Origin of the sequence: Thalassovita litoralis, from assembly GCF_900182725.1 — a bacterium.
Classification (GTDB): domain Bacteria; phylum Pseudomonadota; class Alphaproteobacteria; order Rhodobacterales; family Rhodobacteraceae; genus Thalassobius; species Thalassobius litoralis.
The window spans coordinates 203,113-227,200 of sequence record NZ_FXTO01000002.1; the positions used below are offsets into that span (position 1 = coordinate 203,113).

Genomic DNA, 24,088 nt, shown 5'->3' on the forward strand with positions numbered 1-24,088 from the left:
ATGCTGACGCGGGAGGAGGATTATGCGACGCTGGTGCGGGGATTCCGGTGGGATGTCCCGGCGCGGCTGAACATGGCACGGCAGGTCTGCGATGACTGGGCCGTGCGCGCTCCTGACCGGGTGGCGATTATTGATATGACGGGCGGGGCGCGGCAAAAGATCAGCTATGCCGCGCTGCGCCGCATGGCGGACACACTGGCGTTAGACTTGCAGGCCAAGGGCGTGCAGCGCGGCGACCGCGTGGGGGTGTTGCGGTCGCAATCCCCGTGGACGGCGGCGGCACATATTGCCTGCTGGAAGCTGGGCGCGATTTCGATCCCGCTGTTCAAGCTGTTCGGGGTCGAGGCGCTGATTACCCGGTTGGAAGACGCCGGGGTGACGTGGGTCATTTCTGATCCCGAAGGCACGGATGGCCTGCGGCAATGGCTGTCGGATTCCACGGGGCGCGGACAGATCGTTCCCGAAACGCTGGCGCTGGCAGACACCCCGTTCGAGGCTGCCGACACCGGACCAGAAGACCCTGCCGTTCTGATTTATACCAGCGGCACCACCGGCGCACCCAAGGGCGCGTTGCACGGCCATCGGGTGTTGATCGGGCATTTGCCGGGGGTTGAGGTCAGCCATGATTTTCTGGGACGGGGCGGGGATTGCCTGTGGACCCCGGCGGATTGGGCATGGATCGGCGGGCTGTTCGATGTGCTGATGCCGGGGCTGGCGCTGGGGGTGCCTGTCGTGGCCGCCCGGATGGATAAATTTACCGTGAACGAATGTCAGCGCATCGTGGCCGAGGGCGGCGTGCGCAACGTGTTTTTCCCGCCCACAGCGCTGCGGATGCTGAAGGCCGAAGATGCCGCGATTGCCGGTCTGCGATCCGTGGCATCCGGTGGCGAACCGCTGGGCGCGGAAATGCTGGCGTGGGGGCAGGGTGCCTTTGGCGTGGCGATCAACGAATTTTACGGCCAGACCGAATGCAATATGGTTGCGTCCTCTTGCGGGGGGCTGTTCGCGGCGAAACCGGGGTGCATCGGAAAACCTGCGCCGGGCTTTGACATCGCGGTGCTGGATGAAAACGGTCAGCCCACGCAGGCCGAAGGCGATGTGGCGATCCGCACGGGGGCGGCCAGCATGATGCTGGGCTACTGGAACCGCCCCGAGGCCACGGCGGAAAATTTCCGGGGCGACTGGATGCTGACCGGCGACCGGGGCATTTGGGATGGTGATTTCCTGCGCTTTGTCGGGCGCGAGGATGACGTGATCACCAGCGCAGGGTATCGCATCGGCCCGTCCGAGATCGAAGACTGCCTGCTGCGCCACCCTGCGGTGGCAACGGTGGGGGTGATCGGCAAGCCCGATCCGCTGCGCACGGAAATCGTAAAGGCCTATGTGGTGCTGAAACCGGGTTTCGCGCCATCCGAGGCACTGGCCGCGGATTTGCAGACCTTCGTCAAGGATCGTGTCGCAAAGCATTCTTATCCAAGGGAAATCGGATTTCTTGACGCCCTGCCGATGACGGTGACGGGCAAGGTGATCCGCAAGGAACTCAAAGCGCGGGCAACCCGCGAAACGGAGGCATTGAAATGAAACTCTCCTCATCTGCAATTCCGTCTTCCGAGACATTTCAGACCAACCGGAGCGGCCATCTGGAGGCTTTGAAGGTGGTTCAGGAGGCTGCCGAGGCGGCGCGTCTGGGCGGGGGCGAAAAATCCCGTGCGCGGCACGAATCCCGTGGCAAGATGCTGCCGCGCCGTCGTGTGCAGGCGCTGCTGGACGCGGACTCGCCCTTTTTGGAAATTGGCGCGACAGCAGCGCATAACATGTATGACAATGCCGCCCCCAGCGCGGGGGTGATTGCCGGGATCGGGCGCGTGGCAGGGCATGAGTGCATGATCGTGTGTAATGATGCCACCGTGAAGGGCGGCACCTATTATCCGATGACGGTGAAAAAGCACCTGCGCGCGCAGGAAATCGCCGAACAGAACAACCTGCCCTGTATCTATCTGGTGGACAGCGGCGGGGCCAACCTGCCGCAACAGGACGAGGTGTTCCCGGATCGCGACCACTTTGGCCGTATCTTTTTCAATCAGGCGAATATGTCGGCCAAGGGCATTCCGCAAATCGCTGTTGTGATGGGGTCTTGTACGGCGGGGGGGGCCTATGTGCCTGCGATGTCGGACGTGACGATCATCGTCAAGGAACAGGGCACGATCTTTCTGGCCGGTCCGCCGCTGGTCAAGGCCGCAACGGGCGAGGTAGTGACAGCCGAGGATCTGGGCGGCGGCGATGTGCATACCCGCCTGTCCGGTGTGGCCGATTATCTGGCCGAGGATGACGCCCATGCCATCGCGCTGGCCCGCCGGGCGGTCAGCCATCTGAACCGCGCCAAACCCGCCACGGTGCAATGGCAATCCTCCGAGGAACCGCTGTACGACCCCGAGGAAATCCTGGGCGTCGTCCCCGCTGATCTGCGCACACCATACGACATCCGCGAGGTGATCGCCCGCACCGTGGACGGTTCGCGCTTTGATGAATTCAAGCCGCGCTTCGGGGAAACGCTGGTGACGGGGTTCGCCCATGTCAAAGGCTGCCCGGTGGGGATCGTCGCCAACAATGGCGTGCTGTTTTCCGAAGCGGCCCAAAAGGGCGCGCATTTCGTGGAACTGTGCAGCCAGCGCAAAATCCCGCTGGTGTTCTTGCAAAACATCACCGGCTTCATGGTGGGCCGTAAATATGAAAACGAAGGCATCGCGCGTCATGGTGCGAAAATGGTGACGGCGGTGGCCACCACCAAGGTGCCGAAAATCACCATGCTGGTGGGTGGCTCTTTCGGGGCGGGCAACTATGGCATGGCGGGCCGCGCCTATTCCCCGCGCTTCCTGTGGAGCTGGCCCAACAGCCGCATCAGCGTGATGGGGGGCGAACAGGCAGCGGGCGTGCTGGCGACGGTGAAACGCGACGGGATCGAACGCGCGGGCGGCACATGGTCGGCCGAGGATGAGGCTGAATTCAAGCGCCCCACGATCGAGATGTTCGAGGAACAATCCCATCCGCTTTATGCCTCGGCACGGCTTTGGGACGATGGCGTTGTGGACCCGCGCAAAACCCGCGATGTGCTGGCGCTGTCGCTTAGCGCCACGCTGAACGCCCCGATCGAAGACACGCGCTTTGGCGTGTTCCGTATGTAATCCCGGCACTTTCATCTTGCCAAAAATACTCCGGGGGTCCGGGGGCTGGCCCCCGGTTTTCCCCAAAGGAAAGGACCGAACAGATGTTTGACAAGATCCTGATTGCCAACCGGGGCGAAATCGCCTGCCGGGTTGCTGCAACCGCCCGCAAGCTGGGTGTCAAGGTGGTGGCCGTGTATTCCGACGCCGACGCGCAGGCCGCGCATGTGGCCGCTGCGGATCAGGCGGTGCATATCGGCGGGTCGGCCCCGGCGGACAGCTATCTGCGGGGCGAGCGTATCATTCAGGCCGCGCTGGATACCGGCGCGCAGGCGATCCATCCCGGCTATGGCTTCCTGTCGGAAAACCCGGATTTCGTGGATGCGGTGCAGGCGGCGGGGCTGGTGTTCATCGGCCCCTCGGCGGATGCCATCCGCAAGATGGGCCTGAAGGATGCCGCCAAGGTTTTGATGGAACAGGCCGGTGTGCCGGTGGTGCCGGGGTATCACGGGGCCAACCAAGACCCTGAACACCTGTCTGGCGCAGCCGATACCATCGGGTATCCGGTGCTGATCAAGGCCGTGGCAGGCGGTGGCGGCAAGGGGATGCGTCTGGTCGAACGGCCCGAGGATTTCGCCGATGCGCTGGCCAGCGCACAGGGCGAAGCGCGGACCGCATTCGGCAACCCGGATGTGCTGATCGAAAAATACATCCAGCAGCCCCGCCATATCGAAGTGCAGGTTTTTGGCGATGGCGAAACAGCGGTGCATCTGTTCGAACGCGATTGTTCCTTGCAGCGCCGCCACCAGAAAGTGATCGAAGAAGCCCCGGCCCCCGGCATGACCGCGGAAATGCGCGATGCGATGGGTCATGCCGCTGTGCGGGCGGCGCAGGCGATTGGCTATAAGGGCGCGGGAACGATTGAATTTATCGTGGACGGCAGCCGTGGGCTGCGCCCCGATGGGTTCTGGTTCATGGAAATGAACACCCGCCTTCAGGTCGAACATCCCGTGACCGAGGCGATAACGGGCGTCGATCTGGTTGAATGGCAATTGCGTGTGGCATCGGGCGAGGGGCTGCCAAAGGTGCAGGAAGAGCTGACGATCAACGGCCACGCCTTTGAAAGCCGCCTTTATGCCGAGGACGTGCCGAAGGGGTTCCTGCCTGCCACCGGCACGCTGTCGCATCTGTCTTTCCCGTCCTCGTGCCGGGCTGACAGTGGCGTGCGGTCGGGCGATACGATCAGCCCGTTTTATGATCCAATGATTGCCAAGGTCATCACCCACGGCCCGACCCGCGAAATCGCGCTGAAGCAGATGGCGCAGGCGTTGGAAACCACGCAGGTCGCGGGGACGGTGACGAATCTGGCCTTCCTTGGGGCGCTGTGCGCGCACGAAGGTTTCGCTGCGGGCGAGGTGGATACCGGGCTGATTGCCCGCGATCTGGACGCCTTGACTGCGGCACCTGAGATGGCCCCGCAGGTGGTGGCGCAGGCGGCCTTGGCGGCGTTGGGGCTGCTGAACGCCCCCGACTGGGATCAGGGGTTCAGCCTGTGGGGTGCCAGCTGGCGCGAGGTAGCGCTGGAACGCGATGGTGAACCGCTGGAGGTCAGCGTGATGCTGCGCGGGCCGGGGGCGGCGGTGATCCGTGTTGCGGGGCAGGACGTCACCGCATCGCATGGTGCAGATGGCTGGGCCTTTGACGGGGTCAAGGCATCGGATTGGACGCAGGCGGGCGATGTGATCACGCTGTTTGCCGATTACGGTCTGGCCTTCCGGCAGGTTGATCCGCTGGACCGCGCGGCCAGCGCCGGGGCGGCTGGCAATGTGATCGAAGCGCCTATGCCCGGTCTGGTCAAAGCGGTTTTCGCCACGGCGGGGCAGCAGGTGGCGGCGGGTGACCGTCTGGCCATTCTGGAAGCGATGAAGATGGAACATTCCTTGTTGGCGGCCCGTGATGGGATCGTGGCCGAAGTGCTGACCGAAGCGGGCGCACAGGTCGAGGCCGGGGCGGCACTGATCCGTCTGGAAGACGAAGACGGGGAATAATCCCTTCGCCCGGTCGCTATGTGGCCGGGCGGCGGAATTCGAGTATTTGGGGCAAGATGAAGGCAGGGCGCAGATGGCTGAGTATGTAGAGATTTTCGAGGTTGGCCCACGTGACGGGTTGCAGAACGAAAAGCGGATGATCCCCACGTCCGAGAAAGTGGCGCTGGTGGATTGCCTGTCCGGGGCGGGGTTCAAGCGGATTGAAATTGCCAGTTTCGTCAGCCCCAAATGGGTGCCGCAAATGGCTGACAGCGCCGAGGTCTTGGCCGGGATCACCCGTGCGCCGGGGGTGTCCTATGCGGCGCTGACACCGAATATGCAGGGGTTGGAGCGGGCCTTGGCCGCGAAGGCGGACGAGGTGGCGATTTTCGGGTCCGCGTCCGAAGGATTTTCCAAGGCCAATATCAACGCGACGATTGCCGAAAGTCTGAACCGCTTCCGCCCGGTGGCAGAGACTGCCAAGGCGGCGGGCATTCCTGTACGGGGCTATATTTCCTGTGTGACGGACTGCCCTTATGATGGGCCGGTTGATCCGCAGGCGGTGGCACGGGTTGCGGCGGAACTGGATGCGATGGGCTGTTACGAAATCAGCCTTGGCGATTCAATCGGGCAGGGGACGCCCGAAAGCATTGGCGCGATGCTGGACGCGGTGCTGACGGTGGTTCCGGCGCAACGTCTGGCGGGGCATTACCATGACACGGCTGGCCGGGCGCTGGCCAATATCGAGGTATCGCTGGAAAAAGGTCTGCGGGTGTTCGATGCCGCCGTGGGGGGCTTGGGCGGTTGTCCCTTTGCGCCGGGGGCCGAGGGCAATGTCGCGACGGAACTGGTCAACGCGCGGCTGATCGAGCTGGGTTATACCACAGGGCTGAATGCCGAAATTCTGGAAACGGCGGGGGCGATGGCCCTTGCCATGCGGGGGAAATGAGCATGGAAACGGTATCCATTGAACGCGATGGGCGCGGGGTGGCAACCCTGTGGCTGGATCGTGCGGAAAAGCATAACGCGCTGTCGGCGCAGATGATCGCAGAGCTGCACAGGGCCACGGATGAGCTGGGCGCGGATGACAGCGTGCGCGTGGTGGTGCTGGCCGCAAAGGGCAAAAGCTTTTGCGCGGGCGGTGATCTGGGCTGGATGCGTGAACAGTTCGAGGCAGACCCCGCCGTGCGCATGGAAGAAGCGGGCAAGCTGGCGTGGATGCTTCAGGCGCTGAACACGCTGCCCAAACCGTTGATCGGGCGGGTGCAGGGCAATGCGTTTGGCGGTGGTGTCGGCATGGCCAGCGTGTGCGATATCGCCATTGGGTCCGATAGCGTTCTGATGGGGCTGACGGAAACCCGGCTGGGGCTGATCCCGGCCACCATTGGTCCCTATGTCTGCGCCCGTATGGGCGAAGCGAATGCGCGTCGGGTATTCATGTCTGGCCGCCGGTTCGAGGCGGCAGAAGCGGTCAATCTGGGCCTGTTGGCCCGCGCGGTCCCGGCGGATGATCTGAATGCTGCCATCGAGGCCGAAGTCGCCCCCTATCTGGACTGCGCCCCCGGTGCCGTGGCCCGCGCCAAGGCGTTGTTGCGCACCCTTGGCCCGCGCATTGACGAGGACACGATCCGCCACACGATCGGCGAACTGGCGGCCTGTTGGGAAGGGGCAGAAGCCCCTGAGGGCATCGCAGCATTTTTTGGCAAGCGTAAACCAAACTGGCAGGGCTGAGCGCCGTCCCAAAACGAATCTCTACCGCTTTGCGGGAAAAACGGCGCGGGGGATCGCGCCGTTTTTTTATTGGAAAATATGTATGTCGCGCATCACTTTGCCTAGAATCACGTCATGCCCCAGCCAGAAGATTCGCGCAGGCTTTGCGAAACTCTGGGCCAAATGGGCGGATTGCAGCGAAAAAACTTTTGGCGAATTGCCGCAGTGCAACGAGAAACAGTGTTGTGTGCCGTTGTATACCCGCAGAAATCCGCTCATCTTCACATAGTTGAATGTGTCGCGGGTTCGGTTGACCCCGAAGGGGCGCAGGAGTAAACCCGGCCTAGCAAAATCAGCCTACTGACTGCGCCCCTGCGCATGAAAGGAGCCACTCGTGGAAGAGATGTTGAGGGAATACCTTCCCATTCTCGTCTTTCTGGCCATCGCCATTGCTCTTGGCCTTGTTCTTATCCTTGCAGCCGTTGTTCTGGCGGTCCGTAACCCGGACCCGGAAAAGGTGTCTGCCTACGAATGTGGGTTCAACGCATTCGATGACGCGCGGATGAAATTCGATGTCCGGTTCTATCTGGTGTCGATCCTGTTCATCATCTTCGATCTGGAAATCGCGTTCCTGTTCCCGTGGGCCGTCGCCTTCAAGGACATTTCCATGGTGGGCTTCTGGTCGATGATGGTTTTCCTGGGCGTGCTGACCGCTGGCTTTGCCTATGAGTGGAAGAAAGGGGCCTTGGAATGGGAGTGATGACCGGCGCGAATACGGCTGGCTTCGATCGCGAAGTCGCCACGCAGGAATTGAATCGTGAGCTTCAGGACAAGGGTTTCCTGCTAACCACGGTCGATGACATCATCAACTGGGGCCGGACCGGCAGCTTGCACTGGATGACCTTTGGTCTGGCGTGCTGCGCTGTTGAAATGATGCACACCTCTATGCCGCGGTATGACGCTGAACGGTTCGGGATCGCGCCGCGTGCGTCCCCGCGCCAGTCCGATGTGATGATCGTGGCCGGAACGCTGACCAATAAAATGGCCCCGGCGCTGCGCAAGGTTTACGACCAGATGCCCGAACCGCGTTATGTGATCTCGATGGGGTCCTGTGCGAATGGTGGGGGGTATTACCACTACAGCTATTCGGTGGTGCGCGGTTGTGACCGGATCGTACCTGTGGATGTGTATGTTCCCGGCTGTCCCCCGACCGCCGAGGCGCTGCTGTACGGGTTCATGCAGCTGGCCCGCAAGATCCGCCGTACTGGCACGATCGTGCGCTAAGCCACGGCTGGAAGGATAAGACTGATGAGTGACGCGCTGACAGAACTGGCCACCCATATCGAGCTGAAACGCACCGATGACGTGATCGGCTGGGATGTGGCTTTTGGCGAACTGAACATCGACGTGGTTCCCGGCAAAATCGTGGATTTCGTCGAGTTTCTGAAAACCGATCCGACCTGTAAATTTTCGTCCTTGGTGGACATCACAGCCGTGGATTACCCCGACCGCGCCAAGCGGTTCGATGTGGTCTACCACTTCCTGTCGATGTATCAGAACCAGCGCATCCGCCTGCGGGTTTCTGTGCGCGAGGATGAAATGGTGGCCTCGATCACCGATGTGCATCCCAGCGCAAACTGGTTTGAACGCGAAGTGTTCGACATGTTCGGCATCCTGTTCACCGGCCACCCGGACTTGCGGCGTTTGCTGACGGATTACGGGTTCCGCGGCCACCCGCTGCGCAAGGATTTCCCGACCACGGGCTATACCGAGGTTCGCTATGACGAGGCGCAAAAGCGTGTGGTTTATGAACCCGTAAAGCTGGTTCAGGAATATCGTCAGTTTGATTTCATGTCGCCGTGGGAAGGTGCCGAATACATCCTGCCCGGCGATGAAAAGACGGAGGCCAAGTGATGGACGGCTCGAAGTTTGACGACGGCAGCGTGGACGCCCTGAGCGGCGAACAGAAAATCCGTAACTTCAACATCAACTTTGGTCCGCAGCACCCGGCGGCGCACGGTGTGCTGCGTCTGGTGCTGGAACTGGACGGCGAGATCGTGGAACGCTGCGACCCGCATATCGGCCTGCTGCACCGTGGCACCGAAAAGCTGATGGAATCGCGGACCTATCTGCAAAACCTGCCGTATCTGGATCGTCTGGACTATGTGGCCCCGATGAACCAGGAACATGCTTGGTGTCTGGCGATTGAAAAGCTGACTGGCGTTGAAGTTCCGCGCCGGGCCTCGTTGATCCGCGTTCTGTACTCGGAAATCGGCCGGGTGCTGAACCACCTGCTGAACGTGACCACGCAGGCGATGGACGTTGGTGCCCTGACCCCGCCGCTGTGGGGCTTTGAAGAGCGCGAGAAGCTGATGATCTTCTACGAACGCGCTTGTGGGGCGCGTTTGCACGCGGCCTATTTCCGCCCCGGCGGTGTGCATCAGGATCTGCCGGATGATCTGCTGGACGATATCGAAGAATGGGCCATCGAATTCCCCAGTGTTCTGGATGATATTGATGGGCTGCTGAGCGAAAACCGCATTTTCAAACAGCGGAACTGCGATATCGGCGTCGTGACCGAAGAAGACATTCAGAAATATGGCTTCTCGGGCGTTATGGTGCGCGGGTCCGGTCTGGCATGGGATTTGCGCCGCGCGCAGCCCTATGAATGCTATGACGAATTCGATTTCCAGATTCCGGTGGGTAAAAACGGCGACTGTTACGACCGTTACCTGTGCCGCATGGAAGAAATGCGCCAGTCCACCAGCATCATCCGTCAGGCCATTGCCAAGCTGCGCGAAGCCACCGGCGACGTGCTGGCGCGTGGTAAACTGACCCCGCCGAAGCGTGGGGATATGAAGACCTCGATGGAATCGCTGATCCATCACTTCAAACTGTACACCGAAGGGTTCCACGTTCCCGCTGGCGAAGTTTACGCCTCGGTCGAGGCCCCCAAGGGCGAGTTTGGCGTGTATCTGGTGGCAGATGGCAGCAACAAACCCTACCGCGCAAAACTGCGTGCGCCGGGGTATCTGCACCTGCAAGCAATGGATCACGTCGCGGGCGGTCACCAGTTGGCCGATGTGGCCGCCATCATCGGCACGATGGACATCGTGTTCGGGGAGGTGGACCGCTGATGCCGATGCGCCCTGTGCTTCTTTCTGATGAAAATACTCCCGCCGGAGGCGCCCAACGTCGCCCCGCAGCCGAAGGGATCTAAGTCATGCTTCGCCGTCTTCACAAAGACCAACCCGCCAGCTTTGCCTTCACCCCGGCCAACCAGAAATGGGCCGAGGCGCAGATCACCAAATACCCCGAAGGGCGTCAGCAATCGGCGATTATCCCGCTGTTGTGGCGTGCGCAGGAACAAGAAGGCTGGCTGACCCGCCCGGCGATTGAACATGTCGCGGAAATGCTGGGCATGGCCTATATCCGGGCGCTGGAAGTGGCGACGTTCTACTTCATGTTCCAGTTGCAGCCGGTCGGATCGGTGGCCCATATTCAGATTTGCGGCACCACGTCCTGCATGATCTGCGGGGCCGAGGATTTGATCGCGGTCTGCAAGGAAAAAATCGCCCCGACGCCCCATACGCTTTCGGCGGATGGCAAGTTTTCGTGGGAAGAGGTCGAATGTCTCGGCGCATGTACCAATGCGCCTATGGCTCAGATCGGCAAGGACTATTTCGAGGATCTGACCGCTGAAGGCTTCGCGCAAATGCTGGACGATATGGCGGCTGGCAAGGTGCCGGTGCCGGGGCCGCAGAATGGCCGTTTCGCAGCCGAACCGCGGGGCGGTCTGACCGCGCTGAAGGAATTCGACAGCGGCCACACCAAGTATAACGCATCGGCGCAACTGGCGACGGATATTGGCGATTCGATCAAGCGGATCGACGGAACCGAGGTGCCGCTGCTGACCCCGTGGCTGAAAGGTGCAAACAAGGCGACTGCCCCGGCTGAAACCCCGGCAGAAGCGCCCAAACCCGCACCTGTTGCCGAAGCGGCAGAACCCGAGATCGAGGAAGCGCAGCCCGAACTGCTGACCGCTGCCCGCGAGGGTGGGGCGGACGATCTGAAAAAGATCAAGGGCGTTGGCCCGAAGCTGGAAGAAACCCTGAATGAGCTGGGTTTCTATCACTTTGACCAGATCGCTAAATGGACCGAGGCGGAAATCGCTTGGGTTGATAACCGTCTGAAATTCAAGGGCCGTATCACGCGCGATGGCTGGATCGAGCAAGCGACCAAGCTGGCCGCAGGCGAAGAGACAGAGTTTTCCAAGCGCGTCGACGATGGCGACGTGTACTAAGGCTGGATGACGGATGGCTGACCGGGACACAGAACTGGCACGCAAGGGGCGCAAAGTGGCGCTTTTGATTGCGGGGACAGGTGTGTTCTGGGTTTTGGCCACCTTTATCGGCGGACAAATGGGTTTGGATATGCGCACCCGCGCGTTGTTCGACCTGATCGCCTTGGCGGGCTTCGTGCTGGCTATTGCGATGATCTATCAAATCTGGCGCGCGCGCCAAAACGATCAGAGGTAATCGGATGCTGAAGGATCAAGACCGTATCTTTACCAATATCTACGGGATGCACGAGCGGACCCTTGCAGGTGCTCGCGCCCGTGGTCATTGGGATGGCACTGCCGATATTATCAAGAAGGGCCGCGACTGGATCATCGACCAGATGAAAGCCAGCGGTCTGCGGGGCCGGGGCGGTGCGGGCTTTCCCACCGGGCTGAAGTGGTCCTTCATGCCGAAAGAAAGCGACGGTCGCCCGGCTTATCTGGTGATCAACGCGGATGAATCCGAACCCGGCACCTGTAAAGACCGCGAAATCATGCGCCACGATCCGCATACGCTGATCGAAGGGGCATTGATCGCCTCTTTCGCGATGCAGGCACATACCTGCTATATCTATATTCGTGGCGAATATATCCGCGAGCGCGAGGCGCTTCAGGCGGCAATCGACGAAGCTTATGATGCGGGCCTGTTGGGCAAGAATGCCGCGAAATCCGGTTGGGATTTCGACCTGTTCCTGCATCACGGCGCTGGCGCCTATATCTGCGGCGAAGAAACCGCGCTGATTGAATCGCTGGAAGGCAAAAAGGGGATGCCCCGGATGAAGCCGCCGTTCCCGGCTGGCGCGGGTCTGTATGGGTGCCCGACCACTGTGAACAACGTGGAATCCATTGCCGTTGTTCCCACCATTCTGCGCCGTGGGCCGGAATGGTTCGCCGGATTTGGCCGCCCCAACAACGCGGGGACCAAACTGTTCGCCATCAGCGGCCATGTGAACAATCCCTGTGTCGTCGAAGAAGCGATGTCGATCAGCTTTGAAGAACTGATTGAAAAACATTGCGGTGGTATTCGCGGCGGCTGGGATAACCTGCTGGCGGTGATCCCCGGCGGGTCGTCCGTGCCTTGTGTGCGCGGCGAAAAGATGCGCGACGCGATCATGGATTTCGATTACCTGCGCGGCGAGCTTGGCTCGGGTCTGGGGACTGCGGCGGTGATCGTGATGGACAAGCAAACCGACATCGTCAAAGCGATCTGGCGCCTGTCGAAATTCTACAAACACGAAAGCTGCGGTCAGTGTACCCCCTGCCGCGAAGGCACCGGCTGGATGATGCGGGTGATGGAGCGTCTGGTCAAAGGCGAAGCCAACCCCGAAGAAATCGACATGCTGTGGGATGTGACCAAACAGGTTGAAGGCCATACAATTTGTGCGCTTGGCGATGCAGCGGCGTGGCCGATCCAAGGCCTGATCCGCAACTTCCGCGATGTGATCGAAGATCGGATCAAAGCGCAGAAAACCGGCCGCGTCAGCGCGGTTGCGGCGGAGTAAGCGGCGATGCGTGGTCTGGTTCTGAGTGTGGTTTGTCTGGCCGTCTTGGCGGGATGTGGGAAAACGTCGAACAAGGAAAAGCTGTTGTTCGATGGATATACTTTCAAGACCTCGATCAAGGACGTGAAAGAAGACCCGCAGATGTTTGACGTGACGGTGAAAGGTGCAAACCAAAGCCGCACCGGCGCAGAAGATGCAGGCCGCTATGAAGCAACCCGCTATTGCGTGGTGAATTACGGCAATTCCAAGCTGGAATGGCTGGTTGTGAAAGAAACCTCGGACGGCGAGGTAAAGGTGGAACAAGACACCCTGCTGTTGCGGGGCCGGTGCGAAGCATGATGACATCTTTCGTCATATCAGGGGATAACGGCGCTTGTTATTGGATGACAAGCACCTACAGCCCCATCTTTTCCACGGGAAAGCGGGCGCAAAACGCGCGCCGTTGCCCCGTGTCGAAAGGAGATATGACATGCGCATGATGCTGCCCCTGATCGCCGCCATCCTGATGGCAAATGCCAGTTTCGCAACGGCCCTGCCGCCGCTGCGCGAGGTAAAGGAAATTGACGACGGCCTGTTTGCGGTCGCCGTGGCGGATCAAATCCGCAAGGAATGCCCCAGCATTTCCGCCCGCATGTTCCGTGCGTTGAGCTATATCAACGCGTTGGAAAATCGCGCGCGTGATCTGGGATATTCAGAAGAAGAGATAAAGGCCTACGTCGAGTCCAAAGCGGAAAAGGCGCGGATGCGCGCCCGTGGCGAAGCCTACCTGAAAGCCAACGGCGTAAGCTATGCCGCTCCGGAAACCTTTTGCGCCCTTGGCAAGTCCGAGATCGCAAAGGCCACCCGGATCGGCCAACTACTGAGAGCAAAGTGAGACCCCATGTCTGACCTACGCAAGATCATTATCGACGAGACCGAGATCGAAGTGGACGGGGCGATGACCCTGATTCAGGCCTGCGAACAGGCTGGCGTGGAAGTGCCGCGTTTCTGCTATCATGAACGTCTGTCGATTGCGGGCAACTGCCGTATGTGCCTGGTCGAGGTCGTGGGCGGCCCGCCCAAACCCGCAGCATCCTGTGCCATGCAGGTGCGTGACCTGCGTCCGGGGCCGGAAGGCCAGCCGCCGGTTGTGAAAACCAATTCGCCGATGGTCAAAAAGGCCCGCGAAGGCGTGATGGAATTCCTGCTGATCAATCACCCGCTGGACTGCCCGATCTGCGATCAGGGCGGTGAATGCGATCTTCAGGATCAGGCGATGGCCTATGGGGTGGATTTCAGCCGTTACCGCGAACCCAAGCGGGCCTCGGACGATCTGAACCTTGGGCCGCTTGTGGAAACCCACATGACCCGCTGTATTTCCTGCACCCGCTGCGTGCGCTTCACGACCGAAGTCGCAGGCATCACCCAGATGGGTCAGACTGGCCGGGGCGAAGACAGTGAAATCACCAGCTATCTGAACGAAACGCTGGTTTCCAACATGCAGGGCAACATCATTGACCTGTGCCCGGTGGGGGCGCTGGTGTCGAAGCCGTATGCCTTTACCGCGCGTCCGTGGGAACTGACCAAGACCGAAACCATCGACGTGATGGATGCGCTTGGCAGTAACATCCGTGTGGATACCAAAGGCCGCGAAGTGATGCGGATCATGCCCCGCAACCACGATGGCGTGAACGAAGAATGGCTGTCGGATAAATCGCGCTTCATCTGGGACGGCCTGCGCCGTCAGCGTCTGGACGTGCCGTATATCCGTGAAAACGGCAAGCTGCGCAAAGCAAGCTGGGGCGAAGCCCTGAGCGCCGCCGCTGCCGCGATGCAAGGCAAGAAAGTGGCCGCACTGGTGGGCGATCTGGCCCCGGTCGAGGCTGTGTTTGCGCTGAAACAGATCGTTGACGGTCTGGGCGGCACGATTGAAGCCCGCACCGATGGCGCGGTTCTGCCCGCTGGCAACCGCTCGGCCTATGTCGGGACGGCGGCCATCGAAGATATTGATGCGGCCAAGGTGATTTACCTGATCGGCACCAACCCGCGCAATGAAGCCCCGGTTCTGAACGCCCGTATCCGCAAGGTTTGGGCCAAGGGGACGGATGTCCGCGTGATCGGGGCCAAGGCCGATCTGACCTATGGTGTCGACTATCTGGGCGCAGGCCGCGAGGCGCTGATGGACGCCGCGGCAAATGCTGCCGCAACCGAAGGCGCGTTGGTCATCGTGGGGCAGGGTGCCATCACCGAAGGCGACGGCATCAAGGTTCTGGCACAGGCGCAGGCGCTGACCGAAAAGCTGGGCGGCAAAATGCTGGTCCTGCACTCGGCAGCCAGCCGCGTTGGGGCGATGGATCTGGGCGCAGCCACCGAAGGCGGTCTGGAAAAGGCGCTGGACGGGGCCGAAGCGGTGTTCAATCTGGGCGCGGACGAGGTGGACATCGCTGCCGGTCCGGTCGTGATTTATCAGGGCAGCCACGGGGATCGTGGGGCGCACCGCGCCGACATCATCCTGCCGGGGGCCGCCTATACCGAAGAAAACGGCCTGTTCGTGAACACCGAAGGCCGCCCGCAACTGGCCATGCGTGCCGGTTTTGCGCCGGGCGAAGCCAAGGAAAACTGGGCGATCCTGCGGGCGCTGAGCGCGGAACTGGGCGCGGCACTGCCCTTTGATTCACTGGCGCAACTGCGTCAGGCGTTGATCGCAGCGGTTCCGCATCTGGCACGGATTGATCAGGTTGTGGCAAACGAATGGCAGCCGCTGGAACTGGCCCCGCTGAAAGCGGGCGATTTCAAGCTGGCGATTGCTTCGGATGCGCAGCATTACCTGACCAACCCGATTGCCCGCGCGTCGGCGCTGATGGGGGAATTGGCAGCCAATGCCAAGGCACGGGCCGAAACCCCGGTGGCTGCTGAATAATGATGCGCGCTGTGGTCATATCCCTTGGGCTGGCGGTGCCGGTGGCTGGTTGTGTCGAAGCACAGCCTGATGCCGCGCCGTTCCGCCCGGACTATCGGGGGATCGACACGCAGCTTCTGGATGGCGATCTGGTGAATTTTCAGGTTGCCATGACAGGTGCCCGCACGGGCGAGGATGTATCGGATTATGCGGAATGTGCGGCTGCACAATATGCGCTGATCCGGGGATATGGTTTCGCGCGCCATGTGCGCACGAATGTGGATCAACAGGGCGGCCTGTGGCGGGGGGATGCTGTATACACCATCTCGTCTGCGCTGCCACGCGGGTTGAGGACGATTGACGCCGAAGTTGTCGTCGCTCATTGCGCGGAAAACGGAATACCGACGGTGTGAGGACCTAATGGCGGATTTCTTTGCTAACACATATCTGGGTATGGCGCTGGTGATCATCGGACAGGTGTTCCTGATCGTCCTTCCGCTTTTGGTAGCGCTTGCCTTCCTGATGTATGCTGACCGGAAGGTCTGGGCGGCTGTTCAGTTGCGGCGCGGCCCCAACGTTGTGGGTGTCTTTGGTTTGCTCCAAAGTTTCGCCGACTTCCTGAAATATATCGTCAAAGAGGTGGTCTTCCCCGCCGGGGCGGATCGTGTGGTGTTCCTTCTGGCACCGATGATCAGCCTTGTGATGGCGCTGATCGCCTGGGCGGTGATCCCGTTCAACGATGGCTGGGTGCTGTCGGATATCAACGTGGCCATTCTGTATGTCTTCGCGGTGTCTTCGCTGGAAGTATACGGCGTGATCATGGGGGGCTGGGCGTCCAACTCGAAATACCCGTTCCTTGGGTCGCTGCGGTCGGCGGCACAGATGATTTCCTACGAGGTCAGCATTGGCCTGATCATCATCGGCGTGATCATTTCGACCGGCTCGATGAACTTTGGTGACATCGTGCGTGCGCAGGACGGTTCCTATGGCCTGTTTAGCTGGTACTGGGTGCCACATTTCCCGATGCTGTTCCTGTTCTTCATCTCGGCGCTGGCTGAAACCAACCGCCCCCCGTTCGACCTGCCCGAGGCGGAATCGGAACTGGTGGCCGGGTATCAGGTTGAATACAGCTCGACCCCGTTCCTGCTGTTCATGATCGGCGAACTGGTGGCTGTCGTTCTGATGTGTGCGCTGACCACGCTGCTGTTCTTTGGGGGCTGGCTGTCGCCCATTCCGGGGCTGCCCGATGGTATCCTGTGGATGATCGGCAAGATGCTGTTCGTGTTCTTCATCTTCGCGATGGTAAAGGCGATCACCCCCCGCTACCGCTATGACCAACTGATGCGGATCGGTTGGAAAGTGTTCCTGCCGATGTCGCTGGTTTGGGTCGTCATCGTGGCATTCCTTGCAAAATTCGAAGCCTTCGGCGGTGCCTATGCCCGCTGGGCGATTGGAGGCTGATCAATGGCATCTATCGACTATGGACGCGCGGCCAAATATTTCCTGCTGGCCGACTTCATCAAAGGGTTCCAACTGGGGATGAAGTATTTCTTCAAACCCAAGGCAACGCTGAACTACCCGCATGAAAAGGGGCCGCTGTCGCCCCGTTTCCGCGGAGAACACGCGCTGCGCCGCTACCCGAATGGCGAAGAACGCTGCATCGCCTGTAAACTGTGCGAAGCGATTTGCCCGGCGCAGGCGATCACCATCGACGCGGAACCCCGCGACGACGGTTCGCGCCGCACCACGCGCTATGACATCGACATGACGAAATGTATCTACTGCGGTTTCTGTCAGGAAGCCTGCCCGGTGGACGCAATCGTTGAAGGGCCGAATTTTGAATTCGCCACCGAAACCCGCGAAGAGCTGTTCTATGACAAGGATAAGCTGCTGGCGAACGGGGCACGTTGGGAAGCTGAAATCGCCCGCAACCTTGAACTGGATGCACCGTACAGATGAGCGATCAGTCCAACCCGTTTGAAATGCTGATGCAGCAGGCGCAGGCCATGGCGAAAGCCATGAACCCCGCCTTGGAATCCTTTTCTCCGAAAGGGTTTGAATCGCTGTGGCCGACCATGCCGAAGGATGTCATGGAAATGGCCTTTGGTAAGGGGATCAGCAAAGACGGGCTGGACGCCAAGACGCGGCTTTTGCTGACGCTGGCCGGTTTGACGATGCAGGGAGCCCAGAATGAAACGGGCTTTCGGATGACGGTACGCCACGCCCTGGAGGCGGGTGCCACCAAAGATGAAATCGCCGAGACGATCGCCCAAATGGCGATGTTCGCCGGCATACCCGCCATGACCAAGGGGATGCAGCTTGCCCGTGATGTCATGGACGACAAAGAGGACAAAACGAAATGACGATTGCAGCGCTGGCATTCTATCTGTTCGCGATCTGCGCCATCATCGGGGGGCTGTTCACCGTGATCAGCCGTAACCCGGTGCATTCGGTGCTGTGGCTGATCCTTGCATTCCTCAGCTCGGCCGGGCTGTTCGTTCTGCTGGGGGCGGAATTCGTCGCCATGCTTCTGGTGATCGTCTATGTGGGCGCGGTGATGGTGCTGTTCCTGTTCGTTGTGATGATGCTGGACGTGGATTTTGCCGAACTGAAGGCCGAAATGGCGAAATACATGCCGCTGGCATTGCTGATCGGCGTGGTGATCCTGATGCAACTGGGCATGGCCTATGGCGCATGGGAAACGTCTGCGACCGCCGAAGCGGCCCGCACTGCGGTAACGCCGGAAGGCGTGGAAAACACCGTCGCGCTGGGTGTGCTGCTGTATGACAAATACTTCCTGCTGTTCCAACTGGCCGGTCTGATCCTGCTGGTTGCAATGATCGGGGCAATCCTGCTGACCCTGCGCCACCGCAAGGACATCAAACGCCAGGACGTTCTGGCGCAGATGTACCGCGATCCGGCCAAGGCTATGGAACTGAAAGACGTGAAACCGGGGCAGGGCCTGTAAGGCCCGCCACTGGAAGAATAAGGACCGAGGGAAAAATGATTGGGATAGAACACTACCTGACAGTGGCGTCCGCGCTGTTTGTCATAGGTATCTTTGGCCTCTTCCTGAACCGGAAGAACGTGATCATCCTCTTGATGTCGATCGAATTGATGCTGCTGTCGGTGAATATCAATCTGGTCGCCTTCTCCTCTTTCATGGGGGATTTGGTGGGGCAGGTTTTCACGCTGTTCGTGCTGACCGTTGCCGCCGCAGAAGCGGCCATCGGTCTGGCCATTCTGGTGGTCTTCTTCCGCAACCGCGGCACGATTGACGTTGAAGACGTCAACGTCATGAAAGGGTAAAGAGTAATGGAAACGATCATCCTCTTTGGCCCGCTGGTTGGGGCGTTGATTGCCGGGTTCGGCTGGCGTCTGATTGGTGAAAAGGGCGCGCAGCTTGTGACCACAGGGCTGCTGTTTCTGGCCTGTATCCTGTCTTGGATTACGTTTCTGGGGCTGGACGCGGAACATGTGAAACACATTCATATTCTGGACTACATCCAGTCCGGCAGCCTGAGCACCGAATGGTCGATCCGGCTGGATCGTCTGACCGCGATCATGCTGATCGTTGTCACATCGGTGTCGGCTTTGGTTCACCTGTATTCGTTCGGCTATATGGCGCACGACGATAACTGGGGCCATCACGAACACTACAAGGCCCGGTTCTTTGCCTACCTGTCGTTCTTTACCTTCGCCATGCTGATGCTGGTGACGTCTGACAACTTGGTTCAGATGTTCTTTGGCTGGGAAGGCGTGGGTGTGGCCTCGTATCTGCTGATTGGCTTCTACTATAAAAAGCCGTCGGCCAACGCTGCTGCGATCAAGGCATTCGTGGTCAACCGGGTGGGGGACTTCGGGTTCGCGCTGGGGATCTTCGGCCTGTTCTTCCTGACCGATAGCATCCGGTTCGACGATATCTTTGCCGCCGCGCCGCAGATCGCGGAAACGCAGATCAGCTTCTTGTGGACGGAATGGAACGCGGCGAACCTGCTAGCCTTCCTGCTGTTCGTGGGCGCGATGGGTAAATCGGCACAACTGTTCCTGCACACTTGGTTGCCGGACGCTATGGAAGGCCCGACCCCTGTTTCGGCCCTGATCCACGCGGCCACCATGGTGACGGCGGGTGTGTTCCTTGTCTGCCGCATGTCGCCGCTGATGGAATACGCACCCGAGGCAACTGCCTTTATCACTTTCCTTGGCGCGACCACTGCGTTTGTGGCTGCCACCATCGGTCTGGTACAAAACGACATCAAACGCGTGATCGCCTATTCGACCATGTCGCAGCTTGGCTACATGTTCGTGGCTGCTGGCGTGGGTGTTTATTCGGTCGCGATGTTCCACCTGTTCACGCACGCGTTCTTCAAGGCGATGCTGTTCCTTGGGGCGGGGTCCGTGATCCACGGTATGCACCATGAACAGGATATGCGGAACTATGGCGGTCTGCGTAAAAAGCTGCCCTATACTTTCTGGGCGATGCTGCTGGGGACGCTGGCCATCACCGGCGTTGGTATCCCGCTGACCCATATCGGTTTCGCTGGCTTCCTGTCCAAGGATGCTGTGATCGAAAGCGCATGGGCCGGTACGCAGGGCGGTTATGCCTTCTGGATGCTGGTTGTCGCGGCTTTGTTCACATCGTTCTATTCGTGGCGCCTGATGTTCCTGACCTTCTGGGGCAAACCGCGCGGCGATAAACACACCCATGATCACGCGCATGAAAGCCCGATGATCATGCTGGTGCCGCTGGGTGTTCTGGCGCTTGGGGCGGTGTTCTCGGGGATGATCTGGTATAACAGCTTCTTTGGCGACCATAATGCCGTGAATAAATTCTTTGGCATCCCGGTTCACGCCGAGGCCGCAGCCGAAGGACATGGCGAAACCACTGCAACGCATGGCGAAGCCAAAGCCGAAGATGGGCATGGTGCCGCATCGGGCATGGCCCCGCAGGGCGCGATCTTTATGCACCCTGACAATCATGTGATGGATGAAGCCCACCACGCCCCGACATGGGTGAAAATCAGCCCGTTCATCGCGATGGTGCTGGGTCTGTTGGTGGCGTTCTGGTTCTATATCGTGAACCCGGAAATGCCCAAACGTCTGGCCGAGGTTCAGCGCCCGCTGTACCTGTTCCTGCTGAACAAGTGGTATTTCGACGAGATTTACGACTTCCTCTTTGTGCAACCGGCCAAAGCCATCGGTCGCTTCCTGTGGAAACGTGGTGACGGTGACGTCATCGACGGGTCGATCAACGGTGTGGCGATGGGGATCGTTCCCTTCTTCACCCGCCTCGCTGGGCGCGCGCAGTCCGGTTACATCTTTACCTATGCCTTTGCCATGGTGATCGGCATCGCTGTCCTGATCACTTGGATGACGCTCACCGGAGGGGCGGAATAATGGATAACCTTCTTTCCATCGTCACCTTCATTCCCGCGCTGGCGGCGGCCATTTTGGCGGTCTTCCTGCGGGGCGAGGATGCCGCAGCCCAACGCAACGCCAAATGGTCGGCGATGGTGGCAACCACCATCACCTTTCTGGTGTCGCTGTTCATTCTGGCGGAATTCGACCCCTCGAATACCGGCTTCCAATATGTCGAGGAGCAGGAATGGCTTCTGGGCATGAAATATAAAATGGGTGTGGATGGTATCTCGGTTCTGTTCGTGATGCTGACCACATTCATGATGCCGCTGGTGATCTGGGCCAGCTGGGGCGTTGAAAAGCGCGTGAAGGAATATATGATTGCCTTCCTGCTGCTGGAAACGCTGATGCTGGGCGTGTTCATGGCGCTGGATCTGGTGCTGTTCTACCTGTTCTTCGAAGCAGGGCTGATCCCCATGTTCCTGATCATCGGGATCTGGGGCGGCGCGAACCGGATTTATGCCTCGTTCAAGTTCTTCCTCTACACCTTCCTTGGTTCGGTGCTGATGCTGGTGGCGATGGTTGCAATGTATGCAGATGCAGGCACCACCGACATTCCGACGCTGATGAACCACACCTTTGCGTCTGACAGCTTCTCGGTTCTGGGGATTCACGTCGTCGGCGGGATGCAAACCCTGATGTTCTTGGCGTTCTTCGCATCTTTCGCGGTGAAAATGCCGATGTGGCCGGTTCACACCTGGTTGCCGGACGCACACGTTCAGGCACCGACCGCGGGTTCGGTCGTGCTGGCGGCGATCCTGCTGAAAATGGGCGGCTACGGTTTCTTGCGGTTCAGCCTGCCGATGTTCCCCATCGGGGCGGACGTGATGACGCCGCTGGTTCTGTGGATGTCGGTGATTGCGATTGTCTACACTTCGCTGGTGGCGCTGGTGCAGGAAGACATGAAAAAGCTGATCGCTTATTCGTCGGTGGCTCACATGGGCTATGTGACGATGGGGATTTTCGCGGCCAATCAGCAGGGTATCGACGGCGCGATTTTCCAGATGATCAGCCACGGCTTTATCTCTGGCGCGTTGTTCCTGTGCGTTGGCGTGATCTATGACCGGATGCACACCCGTGACATCGACGCTTACGGCGGTCTGGTGAACCGGATGCCAGCCTATGCGCTGATCTTCATGTTCTTCACGATGGCCAACGTCGGCCTACCGGGGACTTCGGGCTTCATCGGGGAATTCCTGACGCTGATGGGTATTTTCCAGGCGAATACTTGGGTGGCGGCTGTGGCAACGTCGGGTGTGATCCTGTCGGCAGCCTATGCGCTGTGGCTGTATCGCCGGGTCGTGTTTGGCGATCTGATCAAGGAAAGCCTGAAAACCATCACGGATATGACTGCCCGCGAAAAAGCAATCTTTGCGCCGCTGGTGTTCATGACCCTGTTGCTGGGGATTTACCCGGCGCTGGTCACCGATATCATTGGCCCCTCGGTCGAGGCGCTGGTCCACAACTATGACATGGCTCTTGCGGACGGTCACACCGCCACGCAAGTCGCCGCATCGCACTGAAACGGGAGCCTTTGAGAGATGATCCAGGCTGATCTGAATATTATCCTGCCGGAAATCCTTCTGTCGGTATACGCGATGCTGGCGCTGTTGCTGGCTGTTTACACCGGCAAGGACCGTCTGGCGGCTATGCTGACATGGGTTACGGCGCTGGTGCTGGTCCTGATTGCGGCGTGGATCGGGCTAAGCGGGGCAGGGGACAATCTGGCCTTTGACGGCATGTATCACGACGATGCCTTTGCCCGGTTTGCCAAGGTTGTGATCCTGCTGGGCGGCGCGGCTGTATTGGTCATGAGCCAAGACTACCTGAGCCGTCGCGGTTTGCTGCGGTTTGAATATCCGGTGCTGGTGGTGCTGGCGACCGTTGGTATGATGGTCATGGTATCCGCTGCGGACCTGATGACCCTGTATATGGGGCTGGAACTGCAATCCCTGTCGCTTTATGTTGTTGCCGCCCTGCGCCGTGACAGTGTGAAATCGACCGAAGCGGGCATGAAATACTTCGTCCTTGGTGCGCTGTCCTCGGGGCTGCTGCTGTATGGGGCGTCGTTGGTCTATGGCTTTGCCGGAACCACCCAATTCACGGGCATCATTCAGGCGGCCAGCGATGGGCACGCGTCCTTGGGGCTGCTGTTCGGTCTGGTTTTCGTGATTTCCGGTCTGTCCTTCAAAATCTCGGCTGTGCCGTTCCACATGTGGACGCCGGACGTTTACGAAGGTTCGCCCACCCCGGTCACGGCATTCTTTGCCACAGCGCCGAAAATGGCGGCGATGGGCCTGTTTGCCCGTGTGCTGCATGATGCCTTTGGCGGCGTTACCGCCGATTGGCAGCAGATCATTTCGCTGCTGGCGGTGCTGTCGATGTTCGTCGGGGCTGTGGCTGCGATCGGGCAGACCAATATCAAACGGCTGATGGCCTATTCGTCGATTGCCCACATGGGCTATGCGATGATGGGCTTGGCGGCTGGCACTGCCTTTGGTGTGCAGGCGTTGCTGATCTACATGGCGATTTATGTCACCATGAATGTCGGCACCTTCGCCTTTATCATGTCGATGGAAAAAGACGGCCAGCCCGTGACCGACATCAAGGCGCTGAACATGTACGCCAAACGCGAACCCGGCAAGGCGCTGGCCGTGCTGGTGCTGATGTTCAGCCTGGCGGGTGTGCCGCCGATGGTGGGCTTCTTCGGGAAATTCTATGTCCTGAAAGCCGCGTATGAGGCCGGACTGATCTGGCTGGCCGTGCTGGGTGTGGTCGCCTCGGTCATCGGTGCCTTCTACTATATTCGCATCGTGTACTACATGTATTTCGGCGAAGAAGGCGAAGCACTGGATAAAAACCGTTCGCCGATCCTGTGGGGGTTCCTGATGGCATCGGCTGCGGCGATGTTGGTCGGTGTGGTCAATCTGTTCGGCATCGAAAGCGTGGCGGCTGCGGCAGCGGCGACGCTGGTCAACTGATTGGACCTTTCGTTGAAAATCAAAAGTGACGCGCCCTTGGTGCGTCACTTTGTTTTTGGGACAAGCGGAGCG

24 protein-coding genes are annotated in these 24,088 nt (G+C 59.9%); all 24 read left to right on the forward strand.

Annotation, left to right across the window (positions count from 1 at the left end):
* A complete protein-coding gene (locus tag FN828_RS03195; protein ID WP_142491943.1) occupies window positions 1–1,581 on the forward strand; it encodes an AMP-binding protein in 1,581 nt (526 codons plus the stop codon).
* The gene (locus tag FN828_RS03200; RefSeq protein WP_142491944.1) at window positions 1,578–3,182 is read left to right on the forward strand and encodes a carboxyl transferase domain-containing protein; all 1,605 of its coding nucleotides are present in this window, start codon (window positions 1,578–1,580) and stop codon (window positions 3,180–3,182) included. Before FN828_RS03195 ends, FN828_RS03200 begins: the two co-directional genes overlap by 4 nt.
* 83 nt (window positions 3,183–3,265) lie before the next feature.
* The gene (locus FN828_RS03205) at window positions 3,266–5,209 is read left to right on the forward strand and encodes an ATP-binding protein (protein ID WP_142491945.1); all 1,944 of its coding nucleotides are present in this window, start codon (window positions 3,266–3,268) and stop codon (window positions 5,207–5,209) included.
* Between the two features lie 73 nt (window positions 5,210–5,282).
* Window positions 5,283–6,137: a hydroxymethylglutaryl-CoA lyase gene (locus FN828_RS03210; RefSeq protein WP_142491946.1), complete on the forward strand. Its 855-nt coding sequence runs from the start codon at window positions 5,283–5,285 to the stop codon at window positions 6,135–6,137.
* A gap of 2 nt (window positions 6,138–6,139) precedes the next feature.
* Window positions 6,140–6,919: a crotonase/enoyl-CoA hydratase family protein gene (locus FN828_RS03215; RefSeq protein WP_408033792.1), complete on the forward strand. Its 780-nt coding sequence runs from the start codon at window positions 6,140–6,142 to the stop codon at window positions 6,917–6,919.
* A gap of 373 nt (window positions 6,920–7,292) precedes the next feature.
* Window positions 7,293–7,658, forward strand: coding sequence for an NADH-quinone oxidoreductase subunit A (locus FN828_RS03220; RefSeq protein WP_142491948.1), 366 nt, complete (start codon window positions 7,293–7,295; stop codon window positions 7,656–7,658).
* Window positions 7,649–8,182, forward strand: a complete 534-nt coding sequence (locus FN828_RS03225; RefSeq protein WP_235891383.1) for a NuoB/complex I 20 kDa subunit family protein — start codon at window positions 7,649–7,651, stop codon at window positions 8,180–8,182. Before FN828_RS03220 ends, FN828_RS03225 begins: the two co-directional genes overlap by 10 nt.
* Window positions 8,183–8,206: 24 nt before the next feature.
* Window positions 8,207–8,812: an NADH-quinone oxidoreductase subunit C gene (locus FN828_RS03230; protein WP_142491949.1), complete on the forward strand. Its 606-nt coding sequence runs from the start codon at window positions 8,207–8,209 to the stop codon at window positions 8,810–8,812.
* Complete coding sequence (locus tag FN828_RS03235; RefSeq protein ID WP_185958917.1) at window positions 8,812–10,035, forward strand: NADH-quinone oxidoreductase subunit D; 1,224 nt, start codon at window positions 8,812–8,814, stop codon at window positions 10,033–10,035. Before FN828_RS03230 ends, FN828_RS03235 begins: the two co-directional genes overlap by 1 nt.
* Before the next feature lie 86 nt (window positions 10,036–10,121).
* Window positions 10,122–11,201: an NADH-quinone oxidoreductase subunit NuoE gene (nuoE, locus tag FN828_RS03240; RefSeq protein WP_142491951.1), complete on the forward strand. Its 1,080-nt coding sequence runs from the start codon at window positions 10,122–10,124 to the stop codon at window positions 11,199–11,201.
* Between the two features lie 13 nt (window positions 11,202–11,214).
* Window positions 11,215–11,436: a DUF5337 domain-containing protein gene (locus tag FN828_RS03245; protein WP_142491952.1), complete on the forward strand. Its 222-nt coding sequence runs from the start codon at window positions 11,215–11,217 to the stop codon at window positions 11,434–11,436.
* A 4-nt stretch (window positions 11,437–11,440) separates the two neighbouring features.
* Window positions 11,441–12,739 carry an NADH-quinone oxidoreductase subunit NuoF gene (nuoF, locus tag FN828_RS03250; RefSeq protein WP_142491953.1) on the forward strand — a complete coding sequence of 433 codons (1,299 nt, stop codon included), beginning with the start codon at window positions 11,441–11,443 and terminating at the stop codon, window positions 12,737–12,739.
* 6 nt (window positions 12,740–12,745) lie between these two features.
* Window positions 12,746–13,078, forward strand: a complete 333-nt coding sequence (locus tag FN828_RS03255; RefSeq protein WP_142491954.1) for a hypothetical protein — start codon at window positions 12,746–12,748, stop codon at window positions 13,076–13,078.
* Between the two features lie 130 nt (window positions 13,079–13,208).
* A complete protein-coding gene (locus tag FN828_RS03260; protein WP_142491955.1) occupies window positions 13,209–13,613 on the forward strand; it encodes a DUF5333 domain-containing protein in 405 nt (134 codons plus the stop codon).
* 6 nt (window positions 13,614–13,619) lie between these two features.
* On the forward strand, window positions 13,620–15,638 hold the full coding sequence (gene nuoG, locus FN828_RS03265) for an NADH-quinone oxidoreductase subunit NuoG (RefSeq protein ID WP_142491956.1): 2,019 nt from the start codon (window positions 13,620–13,622) through the stop codon (window positions 15,636–15,638).
* A 2-nt stretch (window positions 15,639–15,640) separates the two neighbouring features.
* Window positions 15,641–16,030 (forward strand): hypothetical protein, encoded by a 390-nt coding sequence (locus FN828_RS03270; RefSeq protein WP_408033793.1) that lies wholly within the window; start codon window positions 15,641–15,643, stop codon window positions 16,028–16,030.
* Between the two features lie 7 nt (window positions 16,031–16,037).
* On the forward strand, window positions 16,038–17,078 hold the full coding sequence (nuoH, locus tag FN828_RS03275) for an NADH-quinone oxidoreductase subunit NuoH (protein WP_142491958.1): 1,041 nt from the start codon (window positions 16,038–16,040) through the stop codon (window positions 17,076–17,078).
* 3 nt (window positions 17,079–17,081) lie between these two features.
* A complete protein-coding gene (gene nuoI / locus FN828_RS03280) occupies window positions 17,082–17,576 on the forward strand; it encodes an NADH-quinone oxidoreductase subunit NuoI (RefSeq protein WP_142491959.1) in 495 nt (164 codons plus the stop codon).
* Window positions 17,573–17,980 carry a carboxymuconolactone decarboxylase family protein gene (locus FN828_RS03285; RefSeq protein ID WP_142491960.1) on the forward strand — a complete coding sequence of 136 codons (408 nt, stop codon included), beginning with the start codon at window positions 17,573–17,575 and terminating at the stop codon, window positions 17,978–17,980. Before nuoI ends, FN828_RS03285 begins: the two co-directional genes overlap by 4 nt.
* Entirely contained in the window at window positions 17,977–18,585 is a 609-nt protein-coding gene (locus FN828_RS03290) for an NADH-quinone oxidoreductase subunit J (protein ID WP_142491961.1), read from the forward strand. The genes FN828_RS03285 and FN828_RS03290 overlap by 4 nt, the downstream gene beginning before the upstream one ends.
* Before the next feature lie 35 nt (window positions 18,586–18,620).
* A complete protein-coding gene (gene nuoK, locus FN828_RS03295) occupies window positions 18,621–18,926 on the forward strand; it encodes an NADH-quinone oxidoreductase subunit NuoK (RefSeq protein ID WP_142491962.1) in 306 nt (101 codons plus the stop codon).
* Between the two features lie 6 nt (window positions 18,927–18,932).
* On the forward strand, window positions 18,933–21,014 hold the full coding sequence (nuoL, locus tag FN828_RS03300) for an NADH-quinone oxidoreductase subunit L (protein ID WP_142491963.1): 2,082 nt from the start codon (window positions 18,933–18,935) through the stop codon (window positions 21,012–21,014).
* Window positions 21,014–22,558 (forward strand): NADH-quinone oxidoreductase subunit M, encoded by a 1,545-nt coding sequence (locus FN828_RS03305; protein WP_142491964.1) that lies wholly within the window; start codon window positions 21,014–21,016, stop codon window positions 22,556–22,558. Before nuoL ends, FN828_RS03305 begins: the two co-directional genes overlap by 1 nt.
* 18 nt (window positions 22,559–22,576) lie before the next feature.
* The gene (gene nuoN, locus FN828_RS03310) at window positions 22,577–24,016 is read left to right on the forward strand and encodes an NADH-quinone oxidoreductase subunit NuoN (RefSeq protein WP_142491965.1); all 1,440 of its coding nucleotides are present in this window, start codon (window positions 22,577–22,579) and stop codon (window positions 24,014–24,016) included.
* Window positions 24,017–24,088: the final 72 nt, after the last annotated feature.